We start from the raw sequence: 21,499 nt of genomic DNA, 5'->3' as shown, positions 1-21,499 counted from the left end.
CACCCGACCAGCGACCCACCACCACCGATCGAGGCAGTATGCGCAGCAGCATCCCGGCGGACGCCCCCGCCGTCCGCGAACCCCGGCACGTCCCCGTGGCCCACGTGGTCCGCGGCGGGCTGGTCGAGGGGGTGCACCACGGCTCCGTGGTCGTCCTCGACGGGGACGGCACCGTCCGCCACCGGCTCGGCGACGTCGAGGCGGCCTGCTACCCGCGGTCGGCCCTCAAGCCGGTCCAGGCCGTCGCGATGGTCCGCGCCGGGCTGCCGCTCGACCGCGCTCTGCTCGCTCTCGCCATGGGCAGCCACTCCGGCGAGGAGCGGCACCTCGCCGGAGCCCGCCGGATCCTGGAGCTGGCCGGCCTCACCCCGGGCGACCTGCGCAACGTCGCCGACCTGCCGTACGCGCCGGCCGTCCGCGACACGTGGCTGCGCGAGGGCCGCCGGCCCTCGCGGCTCGCCCAGAACTGCTCCGGCAAGCACGCGGCGATGCTGTACGTCTGCGCCCTCAACGGCTGGCCGCTGCGCACCTACCTCGACCCCGCACACCCGCTCCAGACCGCGATCGCCAAGGCCGTCGAGGAGCTCACCGGTCAGCGCATCGCGCAGGTCACCGTCGACGGCTGCGGCGCCCCGCTGTTCGCCGTCTCGCTGCACGGGCTCGCCCGCGCCGCCGCCCGGATCGCCACCGGCCTGCCGGGCACGGCCGAGCGGCGGGTCGCGGACGCGCTGCGCGACCACCCGGAGATGGCCTCCGGTGCCGGCCGCGACGTGGCCGCGCTGATGCGCGCGGTGCCCGGACTGATCGCCAAGGACGGCTTCGAGGGCGTCCAGGTCGCCGCGCTGCCCGACGGTCGCGCCGTCGCCGTGAAGATCGCCGACGGGGCGGACCGGGCGCGCATCCCGGTCGCGGCGGCCGCCCTGGCCCGAGCCGGCGTCGACCCGGCGCTGCTCGGCGCATTCACCGGCGAGCCCATGCTCGGCGGCGGCCGGCCGGTCGGCAGCGTCCGCCCGGTGAGCGCGCTGGACCCGCTGACCGCCCCCACCGCCGCCTGACGCGCCCACAGAACCGGCCCGCCTGCAGTACCGGCCCACCCACCTCAGGAAGAGGACCCGCACACCCATGACCGCCGTCACCCGGAGCGAACACGACCTGCTCGGCGACCGGGACGTCCCCGCCGACGCGTACTGGGGCGTCCACACCCTGCGCGCCACCGAGAACTTCCCGATCACCGGGACGCCGATCTCCGCCTACCCTCACCTGATCGAGGCCCTCGCCGCCGTCAAGGAGGCCGCCGCCCTCGCCAACGAGGAACTCGGCCTGCTGGCACCCGAGAAGGCCGCCGCGATCGTCGCCGCCTGCCGCGAGATCCGGGCCGGCCGGCTGCACGACCAGTTCGTCGTCGACGTCATCCAGGGCGGCGCCGGCACCTCGACCAACATGAACGCCAACGAGGTCGTCGCCAACCGGGGCCTGGAGTTGCTGGGCCACACCAAGGGCGAGTACCGGCACCTGCACCCCAACGAGGACGTCAACCTCGGCCAGTCCACCAACGACGTCTACCCGACCGCCGTCCGGATCGCGACCGTCTACGCGGTGCGCGGCCTGCTCGACGCGATGGCCGTCCTCCAGGACGCCTTCGCCGGCAAGGCCATCGAGTTCCGCGACGTGCTGAAGATGGGCCGCACCCAGCTGCAGGACGCCGTGCCGATGACGCTCGGTCAGGAGTTCTCGGCGTTCGCGGTCATGCTCGACGAGGACCGCAGCCGGCTCGCCGAGGCCGTCGAGCTGATCCACGAGATCAATCTCGGTGCCACGGCGATCGGTACCGGCCTCAACGCCCCTGCCGGGTACACCGAGTCGGCCCGCCGCCACCTCGCCGCCATCACCGGGCTGCCGCTGGTGACCGCCGCCAACCTGGTCGAGGCCACCCAGGACTGCGGCGCCTTCGTCCAGATGTCCGGCGTGCTCAAGCGGATCGCCGTCAAGCTCTCCAAGACCTGCAACGACCTGCGCCTGCTGTCCTCCGGGCCGCGCGCGGGCCTCGGCGAGATCAACCTGCCTCCGGTGCAGGCGGGTTCGAGCATCATGCCGGGCAAGGTGAACCCGGTGATCCCCGAGGTCGTCAACCAGGTCGCCTTCGAGGTGATCGGCAACGACGTCACCGTCACCATGGCCGCCGAGGCCGGGCAGCTCCAGCTCAACGCCTTCGAGCCGATCATCCTGCACTCCCTGTCGGAGTCCGTCACCCACCTGCGCGCGGCCTGCCTCACCCTCGCCGAGCGCTGCGTGGTGGGCATCACCGCCAACACGGAGGTGCTGCGCGCGACCGTCGAGAACTCCATCGGCCTGGTGACCGCCCTGAACCCGCACATCGGGTACACGGCCGCCACCGACATCGCCAAGGAGGCCCTGGTCAGCGGCCGGGGCGTGGCCGAACTCGTCCTGGAGCGGGGCCTGCTCCCGGCCGAGCGGCTCGCCGCGCTGCTGCGCCCCGAGGTCATCGCCGGCAGCGGTGCGCCGGTGGCCTGACGGCCCGTTCACCCTGAGGATCCGCCGCAGCCCGGATGCCGGCCGTCCGGGCTGCGGACCAACTGCCTTTCCGTGCCGGTGTATTGACGCGACCCCTGCAGGGCTGGCTTGATTGGACGAGTGGGAGCGCTCCCATCCGGGCGACCCCACTTCCCCACCTCCACCCGAGGAAGGCCTCCCACCCGTGCCTCCTGTCACCTCCGCCCGCGGCGTGCCGCGTCGCGCGGCCGCCGTGCTCACCGGCCTCGCCCTGGCCGCCGGCGGCCTCACCGCCACCGCGTTCACGGCGGCCTCCGCCAACGCGGCGACGCCGGTCGCCGCGCCCGCCGACTTCCCCGTCCGGGTGAACCAGGTCGGCTACCTGCCCGACGGCCCCAAGAGGGCCACGGTGATCAGCTCCGCCACCGCCCCGCTGGCCTGGCAGCTGCGCGACGCCTCCGGCGCGCAGGTCGCCTCGGGCACCAGCACTGTGCACGGCGCCGACCGGGCCTCCGGCCAGTCCACCCACCTGGTGGACTTCGGCGGCTACACCGGCCCCGGCACCGGCTTCACGCTGGTGGTCGGCGGCCAGGCCAGCCACCCGTTCGACATCTCGGCGTCGCTGTACGACGGCCTGCGCGCCGACAGCATGGCGTTCTTCTACCAGCAGCGCAGCGGCGTCGCGATCGACGCGGCGCTGGCCGGCAGCGCGTACGCCCGCCCCGCCGGGCACCTGGGCGTGGCCCCGAACAAGGGCGACACCAGCGTCCCGTGCCAGGCCGGGGTGTGCGACTACCGGCTGGACGTGCGCGGCGGCTGGTACGACGCCGGCGACCAGGGCAAGTACGTGGTCAACGGCGGCATCGCCACCTGGGAGATCGTCAACTCCTTCGAGCGCGCCCGCCGTTCCGGCGGCGACGCCGCCCTCGGCGACTCCACACTCCGCGTTCCCGAGCGCGGCAACGGCACACCGGACGTCCTGGACGAGGCCCGCTGGGAGCTGGAGTTCCTGCTGCGGATGCAGGTACCGGCGGACAAGCCGATGGCCGGGATGGCCTTCCACAAGATGCACGACGCGCAGTGGACCGGCCTGCCAACTCGCCCAGAACTCGACGACCAGCAGCGCGAGTTGCACAAGCCGTCGACCGCTGCCACGCTCAACCTGGCGGCCACCGCCGCCCAGTGCGCCCGGGTCTACGCCCCGTACGACGCCGCCTTCGCCACCCGCTGCCTGAACGCGGCCCGCCGCGCCTGGACAGCAGCAAAGACCAACCCGAACGTGCTCGCACCGGCGACCGACAACACCGGCGGCGGCGCGTACGAGGACGCCGACGTCTCCGACGAGTTCTACTGGGCGGCGGCCGAACTCCTCGCCACCACCGGCGAGTCGCAGTACCGGGACGCGGTCACCTCCTCCCCGCACCACACCAAGCCGGTCGACGGCTTCTGGTGGGGCGGCACCGCGACGCTCGGCCGGATCACCCTGGCGACCGTCCCCGGCGTCGCCCTGCCCACCGACGACGTCAACCGACTGCGCTCGCTGCTGACCTCGGCCGCCGACACCCACCTGTCCACCATGGCCGGCCAGGGCTACGCGGTGCCGATCGCCGCCGACGCCTACGTCTGGGGCTCCAACAGCTCGGTCGCCAACAACGCGATGGTGATGGGCGTCGCCTACGAGCTCACCGGCCAGCAGCGCTACCGCACCGGTGCACTGGAGTCGCTGGACTACCTGCTCGGCCGCAATGCGCTCGACCGCTCGTACGTGTCCGGCTACGGCGAACGCGCCTCCGAGAACCAGCACCACCGCTTCTGGGCGCACCAGAACGACGCCTCACTGCCGCACCCGCCGGCCGGCTCCTTCGCGGGCGGCCCGGACGCCGGACTGGACGATCCGATCGCCAAGGCCCAGCTCGCGGGCTGCGCACCGGCCGCGTGCTACATCGACGACATCGGCTCGTACTCCACCAACGAGGTGGCGATCAACTGGAACGCCTCGCTGGCGTGGCTCGCCGCCTTCGCCGCCGAGCGGCGCAGCGCCCCGGCGGTGCCCGCGGTGCAGGTGTCCCCGGCGTCGGTCACCGTCCCCGAGGGCGGTTCGGCGGCGGTGGGCGTGCGCCTGTCGTCGGCACCCGCGCAGAACGTCAACGTCACCGTCTCCCGCTCCTCCGGTGACGCGGACCTGTCCGTGGCGGCCGGCAGCACCCTGGTCTTCACTCCGGCCAACTGGGCTACCGCGCAGCCGGTTTCGCTGTCGGCGGCGCAGGACGCGGACTCGCTGGCGGGCAGCGCGGTCTTCTCGGCGAGCGGCTCGGGCGTGACGGCGGCGACCTTCACCGCCACCGAGGCGGACGACGACACCGCGCCCCCGGCGGCCTCGTGCTCGGTGGCGTACAAGGTCGACAACTCGTGGAGCAACGGCTTCACCGCGACGGTGACCGTCAAGAACACCGGCGTCTCAACCGTCTCCGGATGGACGCTGGGCTGGAGCTTCGCGGGGGATCAGAAGATCTCCAACGCATGGAACGCCACGGTGACCCAGTCCGGCAGCACCGTGACCGCTCGCGACGCCGGTTGGAACGGCACCCTCGCACCGGGCGGCACCGCGAGCTTCGGCTTCCAGGCGACCTACTCGGGCACCAACGCCGCGCCGGCCCGCTTCACCCTGAACGGCGCCGTCTGCGCCTGAGCGCCCTGAACCACAGCCGGCCAGCCGGACCGTCACGCGGCGGGCCCCTCAGGAAACCGAGGGGCCCGCTGCCCTGCAACTAGCTGTTGAACACCTGCATGGAGAACAGCGAGTAGCTCCACTGGGTGGCACGCGTGGTGCCGTACATCCGCACGTAGCGTCCGGATCCGGACAGGCCGCTGATGTTCTCCACACCGCCGCTACCACTGGTGGTGGAGTGGATGGTGGTCCAGTTGCTGCCGTCGTTGGACGTCTGGAGCTGGTAGGCCTTGGCGTAGGCGCCCTCCCAGTTCAGGATCACCCGGCCGATCGTCTGGACCGAGCCGAGGTCGACCTGGAGCCACTGCGGGTCGGAGAACTGGCTGGACCAGCGGGTCGCCTGGTTGCCGTCGAACGCGTTGGCCGCCGTCAGCGAGCTCGACTCGTCGGAAGAGGAACTGGCGGGCCGGCCGAGCGCCAGGTCCCCGCCCGAGACGGACGGGTCCAGGAAGGGTCGGTCGTAGACCTCCAGCGAGCGGATCGACGCCCAGGCACCGCCGTCCAGACCGGTCACGGTCACCCGGACGTAGCGCGTCGTGGCGGTGAAGGTCGCGGTCTGGACCTGCGCGGCGGTGGTGTTTCCGGTGCGGTCGGCGAGTGTCGACCAGGTGGATCCGTCGGTCGATCCTTCGATTCGGAAGCGGTAGGCCTTCCCCGGCGCTTCCCAGGCGATCCGGGCGCCCGTGACCCAGCGCGCCCAACCGAGGTCGACCTGGAGCCAGTGGCCGGTACTGCCGTCGGCGGCGCACCAGCGGGTGGAGGTGTCCCCGTCCACCGCGTTGGCTGCCAGGTTCCCGTGCGCGGTCTCCGCACTGTCGGCCGTGGTCGAGCAGCCGCGGGCGATGTCGGTCGGAACCACCGGGCGGTCGAGCACGATCGCCACGATCGTGTCGTCGGGGTAGCGGGTGCGGTCGATGCCGGTGATGGTGACGCTGTTTCCGCCGCTCGTGCTGAAGGAGAGCGCGTTCTTGGAGACCACGTCGTAGACCGCGGTGACCTTCGCGTCGCCCAGCGAGGGGGACGTGAAGCTGCTGCCGCCGTTGTACCCCGCCAGCAGGTGGGCTTAGACGGTCTTGTCGGTGAAGGTGAAGCCGTACTGGCCGTCCACCGGGTTCCACGGGCCGCCGCGGGTGCTGTAGACCGCTTCCTTGTTGGCGCTCATGAACCCGCCGAGCTGGCGGATCACCGCCACCTGCTTGCTCGGGACCGCGCCGGTCGCGTCCGGGCCGACGTTGACGATCACGCACATGTCGCGGACGAAGGAGTTGACGATGATGGCCATGGCCGAGGAGAAGGACATGGCGAAGTCGCCGCTGTACGCCCAGGTGCCGCCGGAGACGCTGAACGCCTTCTGGACCAGGCGGCCGAACCGGATCGGCCCGCTCGGCACGCCGAAGCCCTCGTCCACGTCGTAGTCGCCAACCCACCCCGAACGCGAGCTTGCCACCGCGTTCGGCTGATGCTGGCGCACCAGGCCGGAGAGCCCCAACCCCTTGCCGGTGCCCGGCTCGTTCTCGCCGTACGCCGCGTCCACCAGCCATCCGTTGCCGGGGTCCCGGTACTGGCCGGGCTCTCAGAAGAAGGACCCGTCCGCGTCGGTGCCCTGCTGCGCCAGCCAGCCGCCGTCCCACCAGATGTCGTCGACCGCACCGTAGTCGGTGACCAGTTCCTTCACGGACTGGTACGCCTCGTTCTTCATGATCCGGGCGTTCTCGTGGTAGTCGAAGCCGGCCGGATCGGAGCCCTCGTAGTTCCACGGGTACAGGCTGTTCGGAAGAACGCAGTCGGAGGTGAGCGCGGGGCTCGGCGGCTTCGCCCCGGACACGTCGTAGTAGCCGGGGTAGCGCCAGTCGATCGGCGAGTAGTAGAGCCCGACCCGGAGACCGGCCGCCCGCACCGCGTTCACGTAGGCCTTGACGAAGTCGGTACCGGCCGGGAAGGGCGCGGCGGCGGTGGTCCAGGCGTTGGGGTGGCGGCTGGGCCACAGGGCGAAGCCGTCGTGGTGACGGGCGGTCAGCACCACTTCTCCGGCACCGAGGTCGCGCGCCAGCTGGGCCCAGGCTGCCGGGTTGAAGGACTGCGACTGGGTGGCGAAGGGACCGGCGTACTGCGCCCGGTAGGCGGCCGGCTTGGTCTTCGAGGCGAACATGCCCCACTCGCCCTGGGCCGGCGCCGAGTAGACGCCCCAGTGGATGAACATGGCCAGCTTGTTGTCGCGCATCCACTAGATCTTGCTGTCCGGCTGCTGCCAGGCTCCCTGGTCCAGCTTCGGGATGCGCAACGGGACGAGCGGCAGCGGGTCGCCCTCGACCACTGCGGCCACGGCTGGAGCACTACCGGTTCCTACGACACCGGCGACGGTCGCCACTGCCAACCCGGTGAGAACAGTTCTACGACATGTATCGCGGCCGTTGCGGCGGCATGTCAAGAGAAGTGACGGCGATATATCCGATGTTTCTCAACCGACCAGCCTTGCCGAGCCCACCTCATCAGAGGGGTTCGACCGCCTTCGACACTGAGCAAATTCTTGCGCCGCCAAAGAACTTGCAGGTCATTCCACTGGAACGCCCCTCTCCCCGATCTCGGCAGTCCACTCCGCGCTCCGATCGACTCGACGTCAGGTCGTCAAGCCCGCGCGAGAGGTGGGAGATACATCGGATCACTCTCCGCGTGAGCGGCTTGACATGAACCCGGGCTCAGCGTTTTGCTGTACCGCGCCGGCCTCCGCTGTCCGGACGATCTCGACTCCAGCACCGCCCCCGGGACGGGCCTGATCAGCGCCGGGTCAGCCGGAGCGAGAGGCCCGTCCCGGTGCGGACCGGGACGGCCCGGTAGCCCTCGGCGTCGACCGCCACCGTGGCGAACTCGCCCCGGAACGGACGGCCGCCGATCACCGGCACCAGCACCTCGCGTCCGAGCCCGCGGGTGTCGGCCAGCCGGACGGAGAGCCGCGCGCCGCGCCCCAGTGCCACCTGCCCCCGGACGACCAGGGCCGGAGCGTGGAGGTGGTGGATCGTCACCTCCAGCTCGGACGCGCCCGACTGCAGGTAGTCGCCGCAGACCCGGACACCGTCCCGGGCGGCGTCCACGCGCAACGTACCGCCACGGACCTCGACATCGCCGCGCCCCAGGGCGTCGCGCGCGGCGGCGGTGAGTACGCCCGCCGCTACCACGGTGCCGCCCGTGTAGCGGTTGGTACCGCTGAGGGTCAGCGTCCCGGTGCCCCGCTTGGTGAGGCTGCCGCCACCGCCGATGTCGTGGCGCCAGGCGTCGGCCGCCGCGAAGCCGCCGTCCGCGGCGTTCATGGTGACGCACACGTCCTCGTCGAACGCGCCGTAACCGTCCGCCGCGGCGAAGAGGTTCAGCCGCCCCCACATCTCCGGGCCGTCCAGCAGGACGTAGCCCGACGGGAGCGCGGTGGTGCGCAGCACCTCGCGGCGCTGCGCGGCGTCGAGGTAGGGCAGGCGGGTCTCGAGGAGCACTTCGGCGCCCTTGGGTACGACCATCGGGGTCTCACGGCCGCGCCGCTGCAGGATGTAGGTCAGTTGGGGGGTGACGTTCCGCGCGTTGGTGTCCCTGTCGGCGTACGGGTCGCTGCCGGGGCCGGCGGAGTGGGCGAAGGCCTGGAGCGTGTCGGCCGTGGCGCCGGTGTGCGACTGGAAGTACGCGGCCGCCTGAGCGCGGGCGGCCGTCTTGAGGTCGGCGTTTCCCGGGTCGGCGAGGGTCGCTGCGGCGAGGGCGGTGGCGAGGGTGCGGCCGCCGATGACGTCGACGGGCGAGTGCATGCCGGCGACGATGCGGGTGTGGCTGAGCTCGGAGGCCCGCGCCATCAGCTCCTGGAAGCGCTCGGGTACCGCGTACGCGAGGGCGATCGCCGCCAGGTGGAAGGCGTTGGTGTGCCCGCTCACGAAGCCGCCGTCGTCGGCCGGTGAGGTACTGCGCTGGCGCAGCAGCTGGGGCGCGACGACGACCTCGGACTGGTAGACGGGGTAGCCGAGGCCGTCCGTCGCACCGGTCGCGATCACCGCGCTGTCCCGGTTCGAACGCCAGGGCCGCGGATACCGGTAGGCGTACTTGGCGGGGTTGCCGGAGGCGTACGGGCCGCGCAGGGTGTTGACCAGCCGGACCACCGCCCCCAGTTCGGAGTCCACGGCGCCGGGGCCGATGGCGGAGCCCGCGGGTGCGCCCTCCGGTACGGCGTCGTCCACCTTCGCTGGCGGGGTGGTGTCCGGCGCCGTGGTGATGGAGGTGACGGCCCTGGCGCCGGTCCGGTACGGCTCCGCGAGCGGGCCGAGCCCCGCGATGACGGCGTAACTCTGGTGCTGGCGGTCGTAGATGAACGCCTCCCGGGCCTGCGCGGCGGTCCGCCGCGCGGTGACCTTCGCGCAGTAGTCCATGTTGGCGCGGAGGATCTCGGCCATCAGCGGCGAGCCGGTGTCCCAGGTGGGCCCGGTCCTCCACAACCGGTTCATTCCGGTGAGGATGCGGACTGCCGCGTTTCCCTCCGGGGTGAGGTCCGCCATGGTGTTGGTCGTGTAGGCGTCGACGAAGTCGGCCGGGCGGGCGGCGCCCTGCGCAGCCGCGGCCGCCTGCTGCGGGTTCACCAGCAGGTTCAGGGCCGTGGGTGCGGCGAACAGGCCGGCTGCCGCACCGGCGGAGGTCCGGAGGAAGCGGCGGCGGCCCATGGCGTTCTGCTCGTTCATGATCTTCTTCCTGTGGCGTGCCTGGACGCCGCGTGGGGACGTACGTACCCCCGGTCCGGGTGGCGGCCCGGACCGGGGAGAGCGGGGAGCGGGAGGTGGCAGCGGGCGCCGCGGCCGTGGGCCGGCGCGGGTCAGCGTTGCGTGTAGATCAGCCCGAGCTTGTCGACGTTGTCACCCGCGCGTCCGGTGAACCCGGCGATCTGCCACCCCGCCGGCGCGGTCCTGGTGACGCAGTCGGACGTCGTCGTGCCGCCCGCCAGGGACCGGCCCAGGTTGGTGGTGAACTTCGCGGAGAAGATGCGGGTGCGGCCGTTGTACTGGCCCTGGCAGAGGGTGACCGAGTCGAGGTACTCGCCGGCTCCCAAGGTGAGCGAGGAGGCGGTCCCCCTGGTCCCGCCGTGGGTCAGCACGGTGCCATCCGCAAGGGTGAGCCCCACCTGGTCGACGCGGGATCCGGCGCGCAGGGTGACTCCCGACACCTTGGCCCCCGGCGTGACCCGGTCGATGTCGTTGTAGAAGTCGCCGTGCGGGCCGCCGAACTGCTCGCTCGCCAGGTAGGCCGGGTTCCGGCTCCAGCTGAGTCCGACGGCGATCGGGTCGTGGTCGGAGAGCATCCGGCCGGCCGGGTCCAGGAAGTCGGCGTGCCTGTTGGCGTACGAGGTGGCGGTGAGCGAGACCAGCCGGCTGCTGCGGTAGAGGACCTTGTCGACGACCTCGCAGGTGTCGGTCACCGCGTTCTCGTCGCACAGCAGGGGGTCGGTGCCGGGCTTCGGCGCAACCCCGCCGCGCTCCAGAGCCACCCAGGCATCGGTGAGGTGGTTGTCGGCGGCGAAGGCGGCGATGGTGTCGGCGGCCCGGGTGTAGCGGGTGTTGGTGTCGCCCATCACCAGGACCGCGTTGCCCGCCGAATGGGCCTTGATGTATGCGCTGAGCTGAGCGAGGTTCGACGCGCGAGCAGCCTCGTCGCCGTCCGCCGTTCCGGCGTTGGCGTGGAGGTTGTAGGCGTCCAGGTACACACCCTCGGCGAGGCGCACCCGCATGAAGGTGAAGCCCTTCGGCGTGAGGCAGTCGCCGGAGTCGAGTTGGCAGTCGTTCCACCGCACCCGCTCGAAGTCGTCGCCGTCGTAGGCCGACCCGGCGAGCGTGTTGAGGCCGCTGCCGATGCCCGCGCCGCCGCTGGTCGCGGTGCGGAAGGGGTGCGAGTCGGCGGCGTAGAGGGCGGCGTGGTAGTTGAAGTCCTCCTGGACGTGCACCAGGTCGTACGGCGCGAGCCGCTGACCGATCGCGGTCGTACTCGTCTGCCGATCGGTGGAGGCACTGGACAGCACCTGGGGCAGACCCGCCACGTTGTACGTCAGGACGGAGAGCGACCCGCCGGACGCGGTCGGGGCGGTCGGGGCGGTCGGGGCGGTCGGGGCGGCGTGCGCGGGCACGGCGCCGAGGAGGAAGGCCGTAGCAGCCGCGGCGAGGGCTCCGGCGAAGCAGGTACCGACGGGACGACGGAAGCGGTGCTTGTTCATCGAGCTCCGATCAGGAGGCGCATGGACCCGGCGCCCGGAGCGTACGAGGGCTGGATGTTCACGTCAACATCGCGGTCGAGCCATCACCACCACTGTGACCTGCACATTCTCTGCAGAAGACCTGGTAGTCACGGAAGCTTCTGTGAGCGTTAACAGAGTGTTCCGGACGACGACCCCGTGCCGAGCGGCCATGGCCGGCCGGGGCGTGTCGCCGGACGGCGATTCCTTCCCGACGGGGTCGGTCTGGTTCGATAACGCCTGATCGTTGCACGTCGAGAAGGGATCGGGTCCTGAGTACGTCGTTCGCCGAGGCACTGTCCGTCGGCCTGCTGGTGGCGGTGCTGGTCTGCGCGGTGGTGCGTCCGTTCGGCTGGCCGGAGGCGGTGGTCGCGGTGCCTGCCGCCGCGCTGGTGGTCGGCACCGGCGCGATCTCCGTCGACCATGCGGCCGAAGAGGCGGCGCGGCTGGGCCCGGTGATCGGCTTCCTCGCGGCGGTGCTGGTGCTCGCCCAACTGTGCGACGACGAGGGACTGTTCCATGCCTGCGGGGCGTGGATGGCCCGTACCTCGGCGGGCCGGTCGGGGCGGCTGCTGGTGCAGGTGTTCGCCGCCGCCTCGGTGATCACGGCGGTGCTGAGCCTGGACGCCACGGTGGTGCTGCTGACCCCGGTGGTGTTCGCCACGGCGGCACGCCTCGGGGCCCGTCCGAAGCCGCACGTCTACGCCTGCACCCACCTGTCGAACACCGCGTCCCTCCTCCTGCCGGTCTCCAACCTGACCAACCTGCTGGCGCTGGCGGCGAGCGGGCTGAGCTTCACCCGCTTCGCGGCGTTGATGGCCCTGCCCTGGGTGGTGGCGATCGGCGTCGAGTACGCGGTCTTCCGGCGCTTCTTCGCCGCCGACCTGGACGCGGGTGCCACTGCGGAGGGCACCGCGGCGGAGCCGGAGATGCCGCTGTTCGCACTGCTGACGATCGCGGGCACCCTGGCGGGTTTCGTCCTCACCTCGGTCGTCGGGATCGACCCGGCGTGGGCGGCGCTGGCCGGCGCGCTGGTGCTCGGAGTCCGCGCGCTGGCCCGGCGGCGCACCACGCCGCGGGCGGTCCTACGGTCGGTGAGCGTGCCGTTCCTGGCGTTCGTCCTGGCGCTCGGAGTGGTCGTGCGGGCGGTCGTCGACAACGGGCTCGCCGAGGCGCTCGGCGACCTGGTGCCGACCGGTCACAGCCTGGCGGCCCTGCTCGGCATCGCCGCGTTGGCCGCCGTGCTCGCGAACGTCATCAACAACCTGCCCGCCACCCTCGTCCTGCTCCCACTCACCGCGCCGGCCGGGCCGGGCGCGGTGCTGGCGGTGCTGCTCGGGGTCAACATCGGCCCCAACCTCACGTACGCGGGTTCGCTCGCGACCCTGCTGTGGCGGCGTATCGTCCACGCCCACGACACCGAGGTCGGCCTCGGGGAGTTCACCCGGCTCGGGCTGCTGACCGTGCCTGCTTCCCTCGTCCTGGCGGTGGTGGCACTGTGGGGATCACTTCACGCATTCGGAGTGTGACACCGTGACAGTCGTCGTGTGGATCACCGAGGGCACCTGGCCGGCCTGCGTCGACGCGGCCCGCACCCGGGTCCCGGAGGGTGCGGAGATCGTCCTGCTGTACGTCGCGGGGGCGGAGGTCCCGGGCGCCGCGCACGGGGCGTTCGCGGGGCTGCTCGGCCGCGGCCACCCGGGCCCGCGGCACCCGGCCGCCGGGTGGGGCAGCGATCCCGGTGACCGGATGGAGGAGCTCGCGTCCGCCACCGGCGAGGAGCTGCTGCGGGCCGCCGCCGAACGCCTGGCCCGGCCGTGCGCGGTCCGGGTGGCACACGGCCGGGTCGAACGGGAGGTGGTCGTCGCCGCGGAGGGCGCCGAGCTGCTGCTGCTCGCCCGCGACGGCTCGCGCACCCACCGCGGACCGCACAGCCTCGGCCCGGCAGCCCGCTACATCGTCGACCACGCCCCCTGCCCCGTCCTGCTGCTCTGGCCCGACCGGGCGCCGGAACATTAGGCCGAGTCTGACAATGCCCGCCCGGCGGGAATTGTCAGACACGGCCCGGGCGAAGGCTGTCAGTCCTGCTTCTCCCCGGAGGCGAAGCGGGAGATGACCAGCGCGACGATGATGATCGCGCCGTTGAGGAACTGGTTCCACAGCGGCGGTACACCGGCGAGGGTCATGACGTTGACCACGAGCTGGAGGGTCAGGACACCGGTGAGGGCGCCGAAGAGGGTGCCGCGGCCGCCGTTGAGGCTGACGCCGCCGATGACGGTGGCGGCGAAGACCTGGAAGATCCAGCCGTTGCCCTGGTCGGCGGAGATGGAGCCGTAGTGGCCGGTGTAGATGATGCCGGCGAAGGCGGCGAGCAGGCCGCCGAGGACCAGCACGATCCAGGTGATCCGGTCGACCCGGATGCCGGCGGCGCGGGCGGCCTCGGCGTTGCCGCCGATCGCGTACAGGGCGCGGCCGTGCCGCAGCCAGGCGAGCGCTGATCCGCCGGCGAGGAAGAGCAGGGCGCAGATCCAGATCGCGGCGGGGGCGCCGAGCCAGCTGGTGCGGCCGAGGTAGGTGAAGGAGCCGGGCAGGTTGACGATCGACTGGCCCTGGGAGACGGCGACCTGCAGGCCGCGCAGCAGGGTGAGTGCGCCGAGGGTGACGATGAAGCCGTTGAGGCGCAGCTTGAGGATCAGGAAACCGTTGATCGCGCCGATCAGCGCGCCGACCGCGAGGCACAGCGGGATCGCGGTCCAGGACGGGAAGAGCCCGAGGCCGTTGAAGCGGGCGCCGTGGTCGGGCAGGACCAGCCAGATGGCGATGACCGGGGCGACACCGATGGTGGACTCCAGGGAGAGGTCCATCCGGCCGGCGATCAGGATCAGGGCCTCGGCGAGGACGAGCAGGCTCAGTTCGGTGGCCTGCTGGCCGACGCCGAGCAGGTTGTCGGCGGTGAGGAAGGCGGGCGAGACGGCGAAGCCGATGACACCCAGGACGAGCAGCACCGGAACGAGCGACAGGTCGCGGTAGCGGGCCAGGTCGAAGCGCCGTCCGCCCGGCGCGGCGAGGGCGGTGGCCGACGGTGTGCGGACCTCAGTGGTGGGAGACATCGGATTCCTTCGTGTGGTTCGGGCCGGCCATGCCCTCCATGGCCGCGACCAGTTGTTCGTCGCTCCAGCCGTGCTCGAACTCGGCGACGACGCGGCCGTGGAACATGGCGAGGACGCGGTCGCAGACCCGCAGGTCGTCGAGTTCGTCGGACACGATCAGGGCGGTCCGACCGGAGTCGGCGACCTGGCGGACGGTGCCGAGCAGGGCTTCCTTGGACTTGATGTCGACGCCGTTGGTCGGCCGGATGGCGACCAGGACGTGCGGTTCGGTGGCGAGCGCGCGGGCGATGACCACCTTCTGCTGGTTGCCGCCGGACAGCGCGGACACCGGAGTGGAGGCGCCGGGCGTCTTGATGTCCAGGCCGGTGATCATCTTCTGGGCGAAGGCCCTGGTCCGGGACGGCAGGACGGTGCCGAACGGGCCGAGCTGGTCGGTGACGGTCAGGGTGGCGTTCTCGGCGACGCTGCGCTGCGGGATCAGGCCCTGGATGTGCCGGTCCTCGGGGACGAAGCCGATCCCGGCGGCGAGCGCGGCGGGCACCCGCCCGGTGCGCACCGGCCGGCCGGCGACGGTCACGGTGCCGGCGGTGGGCCGGTGCAGGCCGGCCAGGGTCTCGCCGAGCCGGACGTTGCCGCTGGCCGCCGCCCCGGCGAGGCCGACGACCTCGCCGGGCCGCGCGGTGAGAGCGAAGTCCTGGTAGGCGCCGTCCAGGGTCAGCCCGGAGACCTCCAGCAACGGGGTGCCGTCGCCCTGCGCCCCGTCGACCACCGACCAGGTGGGCTCGGAGCCCCTGCCGCTCTCGCCGGTCATCGCCTCGACCAGTGACTGCTGGTCCAGTTCGGCGACCGGTGCGGTGACGATGTGCCGGGCGTCCCGGTACACGGTGACGGTGGAACAGAGGTCGTAGACCTCCTGCAGGTGGTGCGAGATGAACAGGAAGGCGACACCCTGCTGCTGGAGTTCGCGAAGCTTGTCGAAGAGCTTCTCGATGCCCCGGGCGTCCAGCTTGGCGGTCGGCTCGTCGAGGATGATGAAGCGGGCGCCGAAGGACAGCGCACGGGCGATCTCCACGAACTGCCGCTGCTCGACGGTCAGGTCCTCGGCGCGCGCGTTGGGATCGACTTCTACGCCGTACTCGGCGAGCAGCTCCGCCGCGCGTGAACGAAGCTGCTTCCAGCTGATCGGGCGCAGTGCCCCGGTGCTCTGCCGGTCGATGAAGAGGTTCTCGGCGACGGTGAGGGCCGGGATGATGGTGGAGCGCTGGTAGACGCAGGCGACCTTGGAGCGCCAGGCGTCGGTGTCACCGGGGGCGGGGGCGCTCTCGCCGTTGAATCGCAGCGTGCCGGTGTCGGGATTCTGCAGCCCGGTCAGGATGGAGACGAGCGTGGACTTGCCCGCGCCGTTGCGGCCGACCAAGGCGTGCGATTCGCCGGGCGCGACCGAGATTCGTGCGTCGCTGAGTGCGACGGTGGCGCCGAAGCGCTTGCTGATCCCGTCGGCCTCGACGACGGGGCCCCGGGCGGGGCTGGGGTCCGCCATGGCGGCGTGGTCCTTTCGGCTGAGGGGCCCCTGTGCCGCGGCCGGCGGGGGAGAGCGTCGGCCGCGCCACACGGGGTGTCCAGGGGACTACTTGCTGACGTTGTTGCCCCAGAGGGCCTTGTCGTCCACGTTGTCCTTGGTCACCAGCGGGGCGGGCAGCTGGTCCTCCAGGCCGTTGGGGATCTGGATGATGGTGGAGTCGTGGTCGGTCGGGCCGGCTTGGAAGGTCTTGCCCTCGGCGGCGGCCTGCGCGTAGAAGAGCGCGTACTTGGCGTACAGGTCGGCCGGCTGGGAGACGGTGGCGTCGATGTCGCCCTTGCGGATCGCGTCGAACTCCTGCGGGATGCCGTCGTTGGAGACGATCGCGACGTGGCCGGGCTGGCCGACGGGCTTGAGCAGGCCCTTCTGCTGGAGCAGGGCCAGGGTCGGCTGGAGGAAGACGCCGCCGGCCTGCATGTAGATGCCGCCGAGGTCGGGGTTGGCGGCCAGGGTGGACTGGAGCTTGGCGGAGGCCACGTCACCCTTCCAGTCGGTGGCCAGCTCGATGACCTGGATGCCTGGGAACTTCTCCTTCATACAGGCCGCGAAGGCCTCGGAGCGGTCGCGGCCGTTGATGGAGCTCAGCGCGCCCTGGAGCTCGGCCACCTTGCCCTTGCCGCCGAGCTGCTTGCCCAGGAACTCGCAGGCCTTGGTGCCGTACGCCTTGTTGTCCGCGCGGACCACCATGTAGACGTTGCCCTTGTCGGGGCGGGTGTCGACGCTGACCACCGGGATCTTCTTGGCGTACAGCTGGTCGAGGGTGGAGGCGATGGCGCCGGTGTCCTGCGGCGCCATGACGACGGCCTTGGCGCCGGTGTTCTGGAAGACCTGGACGTTGGCCACCAGCTTGGTGACGTCGTTCTGCGAGTTGCTCACCGGCAGGGTGTTCAGCCCCTGGGTGGAGGCGTCCTGCTTGATGTACTGCGCGTAGGAGTTCCAGAAGTCGGAGTCCGCGCGGGGCAGGTCGATGCCGAGCGCCGGCTTGCCACCGGAGGCGGACGAGCCCGAGTCACTGCCGCGGTTGCAGGCAGTGGCGAACCCCGCCAGGACGACCACGGCGGCGGCCGTGGCCGCGATTCTGGATGCGCGAGGCTTCATGGTGCTGATCTCCTTGGCTGGAAGGCGGCTTCCGTACGGGTTGTCGGGGCGGCGGCCCGGCGGCCCGCAGTCATCGGATGGCTTGCGGTGTCGAGGACTTTACGAGCCGGAAACTCGACTGACAAGAGAAAACCTCGGATCAATCCTCAACCGCAATTACCCTCCCTGCCACGACTCCCGTGAGTGACGAGCACCTGGCCCAGCCTGGTGGCATCGGAGGAACGCAGCAGGTTCGGAGCCAAACATCGGAGGACTCCTTGCGGGTGCCTGCCCTCGGCTCGTATGGTCATGGCATCGCGGATTCATCCGATGTGTTGATGGGAGCCACCAATGAAGCTGCTGCGAGTCGGCGAGCCGGGAGCGGAGACGCCGATCGTCCGGGAAGAGGACGGAGCGACCTTCACCCTCGTCGGCCTGACCGACGACATCGACGGGCCGTTCCTCGCCTCCGGCGGGGTCGACCGGGTGCGGGCGGCGCTGGCCGAGGGCTCATTGCCCGCCGTCGACACCACCGGCCTGCGGATCGGCGCACCCGTCGCCCGGCCGGGCAAGATCGTGTGCATCGGCCTCAACTACCGCGACCACGCGGAGGAGACCGGGGCGGCCATCCCCGCGCGCCCGGTGGTCTTCATGAAGGACCCGTCCACCGTGGTCGGCCCGTACGACCAGGTGCTGATCCCGCGCGGCTCGGTGAAGACCGACTGGGAGGTGGAACTCGCCGTCGTGATCGGCCGCGAGGCCCGCTACCTCGCGGACCGCGAGGCGGCGCAGGACTGCATCGCGGGTTACACGATCAGCAACGACGTCTCCGAGCGGGAGTTCCAGCTGGAGTTCTCGGCGCAGTGGGACCTCGGCAAGTCCTGCGAGACCTTCAACCCGCTGGGCCCCTGGCTGGTCCCGGCGGCCGAGGTCGGCGACCCGCAGGCACTCGGCCTTCGGCTGGCCGTCAACGGCGAGCCGCGCCAGGACGGCAACACGAAGAACATGATCTTCGACGTCGCCCACGTGGTCTGGTACCTCAGCCAGTACATGGTGCTCAACCCCGGCGACGTCATCAACACCGGCACCCCGGCCGGCGTGGCCCTCGGCCTGCCCGGCACCCCGTACCTGCGCGATGGCGACGCCGTCGAGCTGTCCGTCGACGGCCTCGGCACCCAGCGCCAGACCTTCCGCAACGCGTGAGAGGCATACCGTTGTCCACAACCACGCGGATCACCGCCGTCGACACCTACGACATCCGGTTCCCCACCTCCCGGGAGCTGGACGGGTCCGACGCGATGAATCCCGACCCCGACTACTCCGCCGCCTACGTCGTCCTGCGCACCTCCGACGGCGGCCACGAGGGCCACGGTTTCACCTTCACCATCGGCCGCGGCAACGACGTCCAGGTCGCCGCCATCGACGCGCTGCGTCCGCACGTCCTCGGACGGCCGGTCGCCGAGCTGTGCGCCGACCCCGGCTCGCTCTACCAGGACCTGATCGGCGACAGCCAACTGCGTTGGCTCGGCCCCGAGAAGGGCGTGATGCACATGGCGATCGGCGCCGTCGTCAACGCCGTCTGGGACCTCGCGGCCAAGCGGGAGGGCAAGCCGCTGTGGCAGCTGCTCGCCGACGCCGAGCCCGAATGGCTGGTCTCCCAGATCGACTTCCGCTACATCACCGACGCCCTGACCCCCGACGAGGCCCTGGAACTCCTGACCAAGGGCAAGCACGGCGCCTCCGACCGGGCCGCCGAACTGCTGCGTCGCGGCTACCCGGCGTACACCACGTCCCCCGGCTGGCTGGGCTACTCCGACGAGAAGCTCACCCGGCTGGCGCACGAGGCCGTGGCGGACGGCTTCCGGCATATCAAGCTGAAGGTCGGTGCCGATCTCGCCGACGACATCCGCCGCTGCCGCACCGCCCGCGCCGCCGTCGGCCCGGACATCCGGATGGCGATCGACGCCAACCAGCGCTGGAACGTCGCCGAGGCCATCGAGTGGACCAAGGCGCTCACGGAGTTCGACCCGTACTGGATCGAGGAGCCCACCAGCCCCGACGACATCCTCGGCCACGCCGCCATCCGGCAGGGCGTCAGCCCGGTGAAGGTCGCCACCGGCGAGCACGTGCAGAACCGCATCGTCTTCAAGCAGCTGCTCCAGGCCGGCGCGATCGACATCCTCCAGCTGGACTCCGCCCGGGTGGCCGGGGTGAACGAGAACCTCGCGATCCTGCTGCTGGCGGCGAAGTTCGGCGTCCCGGTCTGCCCGCACGCGGGCGGCGTGGGCCTGTGCGAACTCGTCCAGCACCTGTCGATGTTCGACTACGTCGCGCTCACCGGCACCACCGACGACCGGGTGATCGAGTTCGTCGACCACCTCCACGAGCACTTCCTCGACCCGGTGGTGATCAGCGACGGCCACTACCAGGCACCCACCGCGCCCGGCTTTTCCGCCACCATGTACCAGGCCACCATCGACACCTACCGATACCCCGACGGCTCCTTCTGGGCCGCCGAGCTGACCGACGACCGGAAGGCAGACGCATGACGACCACCGATTTTGCGGGACTGACGGCGGTGGTTACCGGCGGCGCCTCCGGGATAGGCCTCGCCACCGCGTCCCTGCTCGCGGAGCGCGGCGCCCGGGTGGCCGTTCTGGATCTCGACCCCGCATCGTTGAAGGAGCCGCTGGTCGGCTTCACCGCCGATGTCAGCGACGACGCCTCGGTCCGTGCCGCGGTCGACGCGGCGGCCGACGCCTTCGGCGGAATCGACGTCGTGGTCAACTGCGCGGGCATCAGCGCGATCGGCACGGTGGAGGACAACCCGGACGAGCAGTGGGGCCGGGTCCTCGACGTCAACCTGGTCGGGGTCGTCCGGACCATCCGGGCCGCCCTGCCGTACCTGCGCCGGTCCGAGAACGCCTCGGTGGTCAACATCGGCTCCATCGTCGTCACCACCGGCCTGCCGCAGCGCGCGCTGTACGCGGCCGGCAAGGGCGCCGTGATGTCGCTGACGCTGTCGATGGCCGCCGACCACGTCCGCGAGGGCATCCGGTTCAACTGCGTCAACCCCGGCACCGTCGACACCCCGTGGGTCGGCCGGCTGCTCGACGCCGCCGCCGACCCGGCCGCCGAGCGCGCCGCGCTGAACGCCCGGCAGCCCACCGGCCGCATGGTCACCGCCGAGGAGGTGGCCGCCGCCATCGCCTACCTGGCCTCCCCCGCGGCCGCCTCGGTCACCGGCACCGCCCTCGCGGTCGACGGCGGCATGGCGGGCCTGCGCCTGCGACCCGCCGAGACGAAGGCCTGACAATGCACCAGAACACCCTCGGGCGGGGGCCGGTGCGGGTCAGCGCACTCGCCTTCGGCGCGGCGGCCATCGGCAACCTGTTCACCCAGGTCACCGACACCGAGGCCGAGCAGGCCGTCACCGCCGCCTGGGAGGCCGGTGTCCGCTACTTCGACACCGCCCCGCACTACGGCCTCGGCCTGTCCGAACGCCGGCTCGGCACCGTGCTGCGCGGCCTGCCCCGCGAGGAGTACACGATCTCCACCAAGGTCGGCCGGCTGCTGGAGCCGTCCGACCTCGGCGGCGACGACCTCGCCAACGGCTTCGCCGTCCCAGCCACCCACCGCCGGCGCTGGGACTTCAGCGCCGAGGGCGTGCGCCGCTCCATCGAGGACAGCCTCGACCGGCTCGGCCTGGACCGGATCGACATCGCCTACCTGCACGACCCCGACGACCATCTGGACCAGGCCATCGGCGAGGCCTACCCGGAGCTGGCGCGGATGCGCGCCGAGGGACTGGTCGGCGCGATCGGCGTCGGCATGAACCAGGCAGAGGCGCCCGCGCGCTTCGTCCGCGAGACCGACCTCGACGTGGTCCTGCTGGCCGGCCGCTACACGCTGCTCGACCAGCGTGGCCTCGTCGAGCTACTGCCGCTCGCCGAGCGGCACGGCGTGTCCGTGGTGGTCGGCGGGGCCTTCAACTCCGGCCTGCTGGCCGACCCGAAACCCGGCGCCACCTTCGACTACGCCGCAGCACCCGACGAACTGCTCAGCCGAGCACTGGAGTTGAAGGAGGTCTGCGAGCGCCACGGGGTGCCGCTGCGGGCCGCCGCGCTGCAGTTCCCGTTCGGCCACCCGGCCGTCGCGAGCGTGCTGGTCGGCACCCGGACCGCGGGCGAGGTGCGGGACGCCGCGGCGATGCTCCACCACCCCGTCCCCGACCTCCTGTGAGCGGAGCTCAA

The 21,499-nt window shown here is 71.7% G+C and carries 17 protein-coding genes; 9 read left to right on the top strand and 8 right to left on the bottom strand.

Annotation, left to right across the window (positions count from 1 at the left end; genetic code table 11):
- Window positions 1-38 precede the first annotated feature (38 nt).
- The 3 genes from FB465_RS31650 to FB465_RS31640 all read left to right on the top strand — a co-directional run bounded on the left by FB465_RS31650 (window position 39) and on the right by FB465_RS31640 (window position 5,200).
- Complete coding sequence (locus tag FB465_RS31650) at window positions 39-1,055, top strand: asparaginase (RefSeq protein WP_145796091.1); 1,017 nt, start codon at window positions 39-41, stop codon at window positions 1,053-1,055.
- A 67-nt stretch (window positions 1,056-1,122) separates the two neighbouring features.
- Window positions 1,123-2,532 carry an aspartate ammonia-lyase gene (gene aspA, locus FB465_RS31645; protein WP_145796089.1) on the top strand — a complete coding sequence of 470 codons (1,410 nt, stop codon included), beginning with the start codon at window positions 1,123-1,125 and terminating at the stop codon, window positions 2,530-2,532.
- Window positions 2,533-2,716: 184 nt separating this feature from the next.
- Window positions 2,717-5,200 (top strand): glycoside hydrolase family 9 protein, encoded by a 2,484-nt coding sequence (locus FB465_RS31640; protein ID WP_145796087.1) that lies wholly within the window; start codon window positions 2,717-2,719, stop codon window positions 5,198-5,200.
- 79 nt (window positions 5,201-5,279) lie between these two features.
- Here FB465_RS31640 and FB465_RS37200 read toward each other — a convergent pair whose 3' ends face one another.
- The 5 genes from FB465_RS37200 to FB465_RS31620 form a co-directional block, all read right to left on the bottom strand.
- On the bottom strand, window positions 5,280-6,218 hold the full coding sequence (locus tag FB465_RS37200) for a discoidin domain-containing protein (RefSeq protein ID WP_246192978.1): 939 nt from the start codon (window positions 6,216-6,218) through the stop codon (window positions 5,280-5,282).
- An 84-nt stretch (window positions 6,219-6,302) separates the two neighbouring features.
- Window positions 6,303-6,773: an alpha-amylase family protein gene (locus FB465_RS37195; RefSeq protein WP_246192976.1), complete on the bottom strand. Its 471-nt coding sequence runs from the start codon at window positions 6,771-6,773 to the stop codon at window positions 6,303-6,305.
- A 39-nt stretch (window positions 6,774-6,812) separates the two neighbouring features.
- Complete coding sequence (locus FB465_RS37190; RefSeq protein ID WP_246192974.1) at window positions 6,813-7,460, bottom strand: alpha-L-fucosidase; 648 nt, start codon at window positions 7,458-7,460, stop codon at window positions 6,813-6,815.
- A gap of 553 nt (window positions 7,461-8,013) precedes the next feature.
- Window positions 8,014-9,942: a phosphatase PAP2 family protein gene (locus FB465_RS31630; protein WP_246192972.1), complete on the bottom strand. Its 1,929-nt coding sequence runs from the start codon at window positions 9,940-9,942 to the stop codon at window positions 8,014-8,016.
- Window positions 9,943-10,073: 131 nt separating this feature from the next.
- The gene (locus tag FB465_RS31620; RefSeq protein WP_145796085.1) at window positions 10,074-11,462 is read right to left on the bottom strand and encodes a jacalin-like lectin; all 1,389 of its coding nucleotides are present in this window, start codon (window positions 11,460-11,462) and stop codon (window positions 10,074-10,076) included.
- Window positions 11,463-11,752: 290 nt separating this feature from the next.
- Here FB465_RS31620 and FB465_RS31615 point away from each other — a divergent pair, with 290 nt between their 5' ends.
- On the top strand, window positions 11,753-13,009 hold the full coding sequence (locus tag FB465_RS31615) for an SLC13 family permease (protein ID WP_145796083.1): 1,257 nt from the start codon (window positions 11,753-11,755) through the stop codon (window positions 13,007-13,009).
- Between the two features lie 4 nt (window positions 13,010-13,013).
- Window positions 13,014-13,499, top strand: coding sequence for a universal stress protein (locus tag FB465_RS31610; RefSeq protein ID WP_145796081.1), 486 nt, complete (start codon window positions 13,014-13,016; stop codon window positions 13,497-13,499).
- Between the two features lie 59 nt (window positions 13,500-13,558).
- On the opposite strand, the gene FB465_RS31605 is transcribed toward FB465_RS31610, so the two are convergent.
- The 3 genes from FB465_RS31605 to FB465_RS31595 form a co-directional block, all read right to left on the bottom strand.
- On the bottom strand, window positions 13,559-14,590 hold the full coding sequence (locus FB465_RS31605; protein WP_145796079.1) for an ABC transporter permease: 1,032 nt from the start codon (window positions 14,588-14,590) through the stop codon (window positions 13,559-13,561).
- Window positions 14,574-16,130 (bottom strand): sugar ABC transporter ATP-binding protein, encoded by a 1,557-nt coding sequence (locus FB465_RS31600; RefSeq protein WP_145796077.1) that lies wholly within the window; start codon window positions 16,128-16,130, stop codon window positions 14,574-14,576. Before FB465_RS31600 ends, FB465_RS31605 begins: the two co-directional genes overlap by 17 nt.
- An 87-nt stretch (window positions 16,131-16,217) precedes the next feature.
- Window positions 16,218-17,267, bottom strand: coding sequence for a sugar ABC transporter substrate-binding protein (locus tag FB465_RS31595; RefSeq protein ID WP_145796075.1), 1,050 nt, complete (start codon window positions 17,265-17,267; stop codon window positions 16,218-16,220).
- Window positions 17,268-17,597: 330 nt separating this feature from the next.
- Between FB465_RS31595 and FB465_RS31590 the strand changes: the two genes are divergently transcribed.
- From FB465_RS31590 to FB465_RS31575, 4 genes are read left to right on the top strand one after another with little or no spacing between them, the layout of a single operon-like run.
- Entirely contained in the window at window positions 17,598-18,449 is an 852-nt protein-coding gene (locus FB465_RS31590) for a fumarylacetoacetate hydrolase family protein (RefSeq protein ID WP_145796073.1), read from the top strand.
- An 11-nt stretch (window positions 18,450-18,460) separates the two neighbouring features.
- Window positions 18,461-19,795 carry an L-fuconate dehydratase gene (locus tag FB465_RS31585; protein WP_145796072.1) on the top strand — a complete coding sequence of 445 codons (1,335 nt, stop codon included), beginning with the start codon at window positions 18,461-18,463 and terminating at the stop codon, window positions 19,793-19,795.
- On the top strand, window positions 19,792-20,559 hold the full coding sequence (locus FB465_RS31580) for an SDR family NAD(P)-dependent oxidoreductase (protein ID WP_145796070.1): 768 nt from the start codon (window positions 19,792-19,794) through the stop codon (window positions 20,557-20,559). The genes FB465_RS31585 and FB465_RS31580 overlap by 4 nt, the downstream gene beginning before the upstream one ends.
- 2 nt (window positions 20,560-20,561) lie before the next feature.
- On the top strand, window positions 20,562-21,488 hold the full coding sequence (locus FB465_RS31575) for an aldo/keto reductase (protein WP_145796068.1): 927 nt from the start codon (window positions 20,562-20,564) through the stop codon (window positions 21,486-21,488).
- The last annotated feature ends 11 nt before the right edge of the window (window positions 21,489-21,499 follow it).

Origin of the sequence: Kitasatospora atroaurantiaca, from assembly GCF_007828955.1 — a bacterium.
GTDB classification, from domain to species: Bacteria; Actinomycetota; Actinomycetes; order Streptomycetales; family Streptomycetaceae; genus Kitasatospora; species Kitasatospora atroaurantiaca.
Note: the sequence above shows the minus strand (reverse complement) of the source record. Positions and strands in the feature narration are given on the sequence as shown.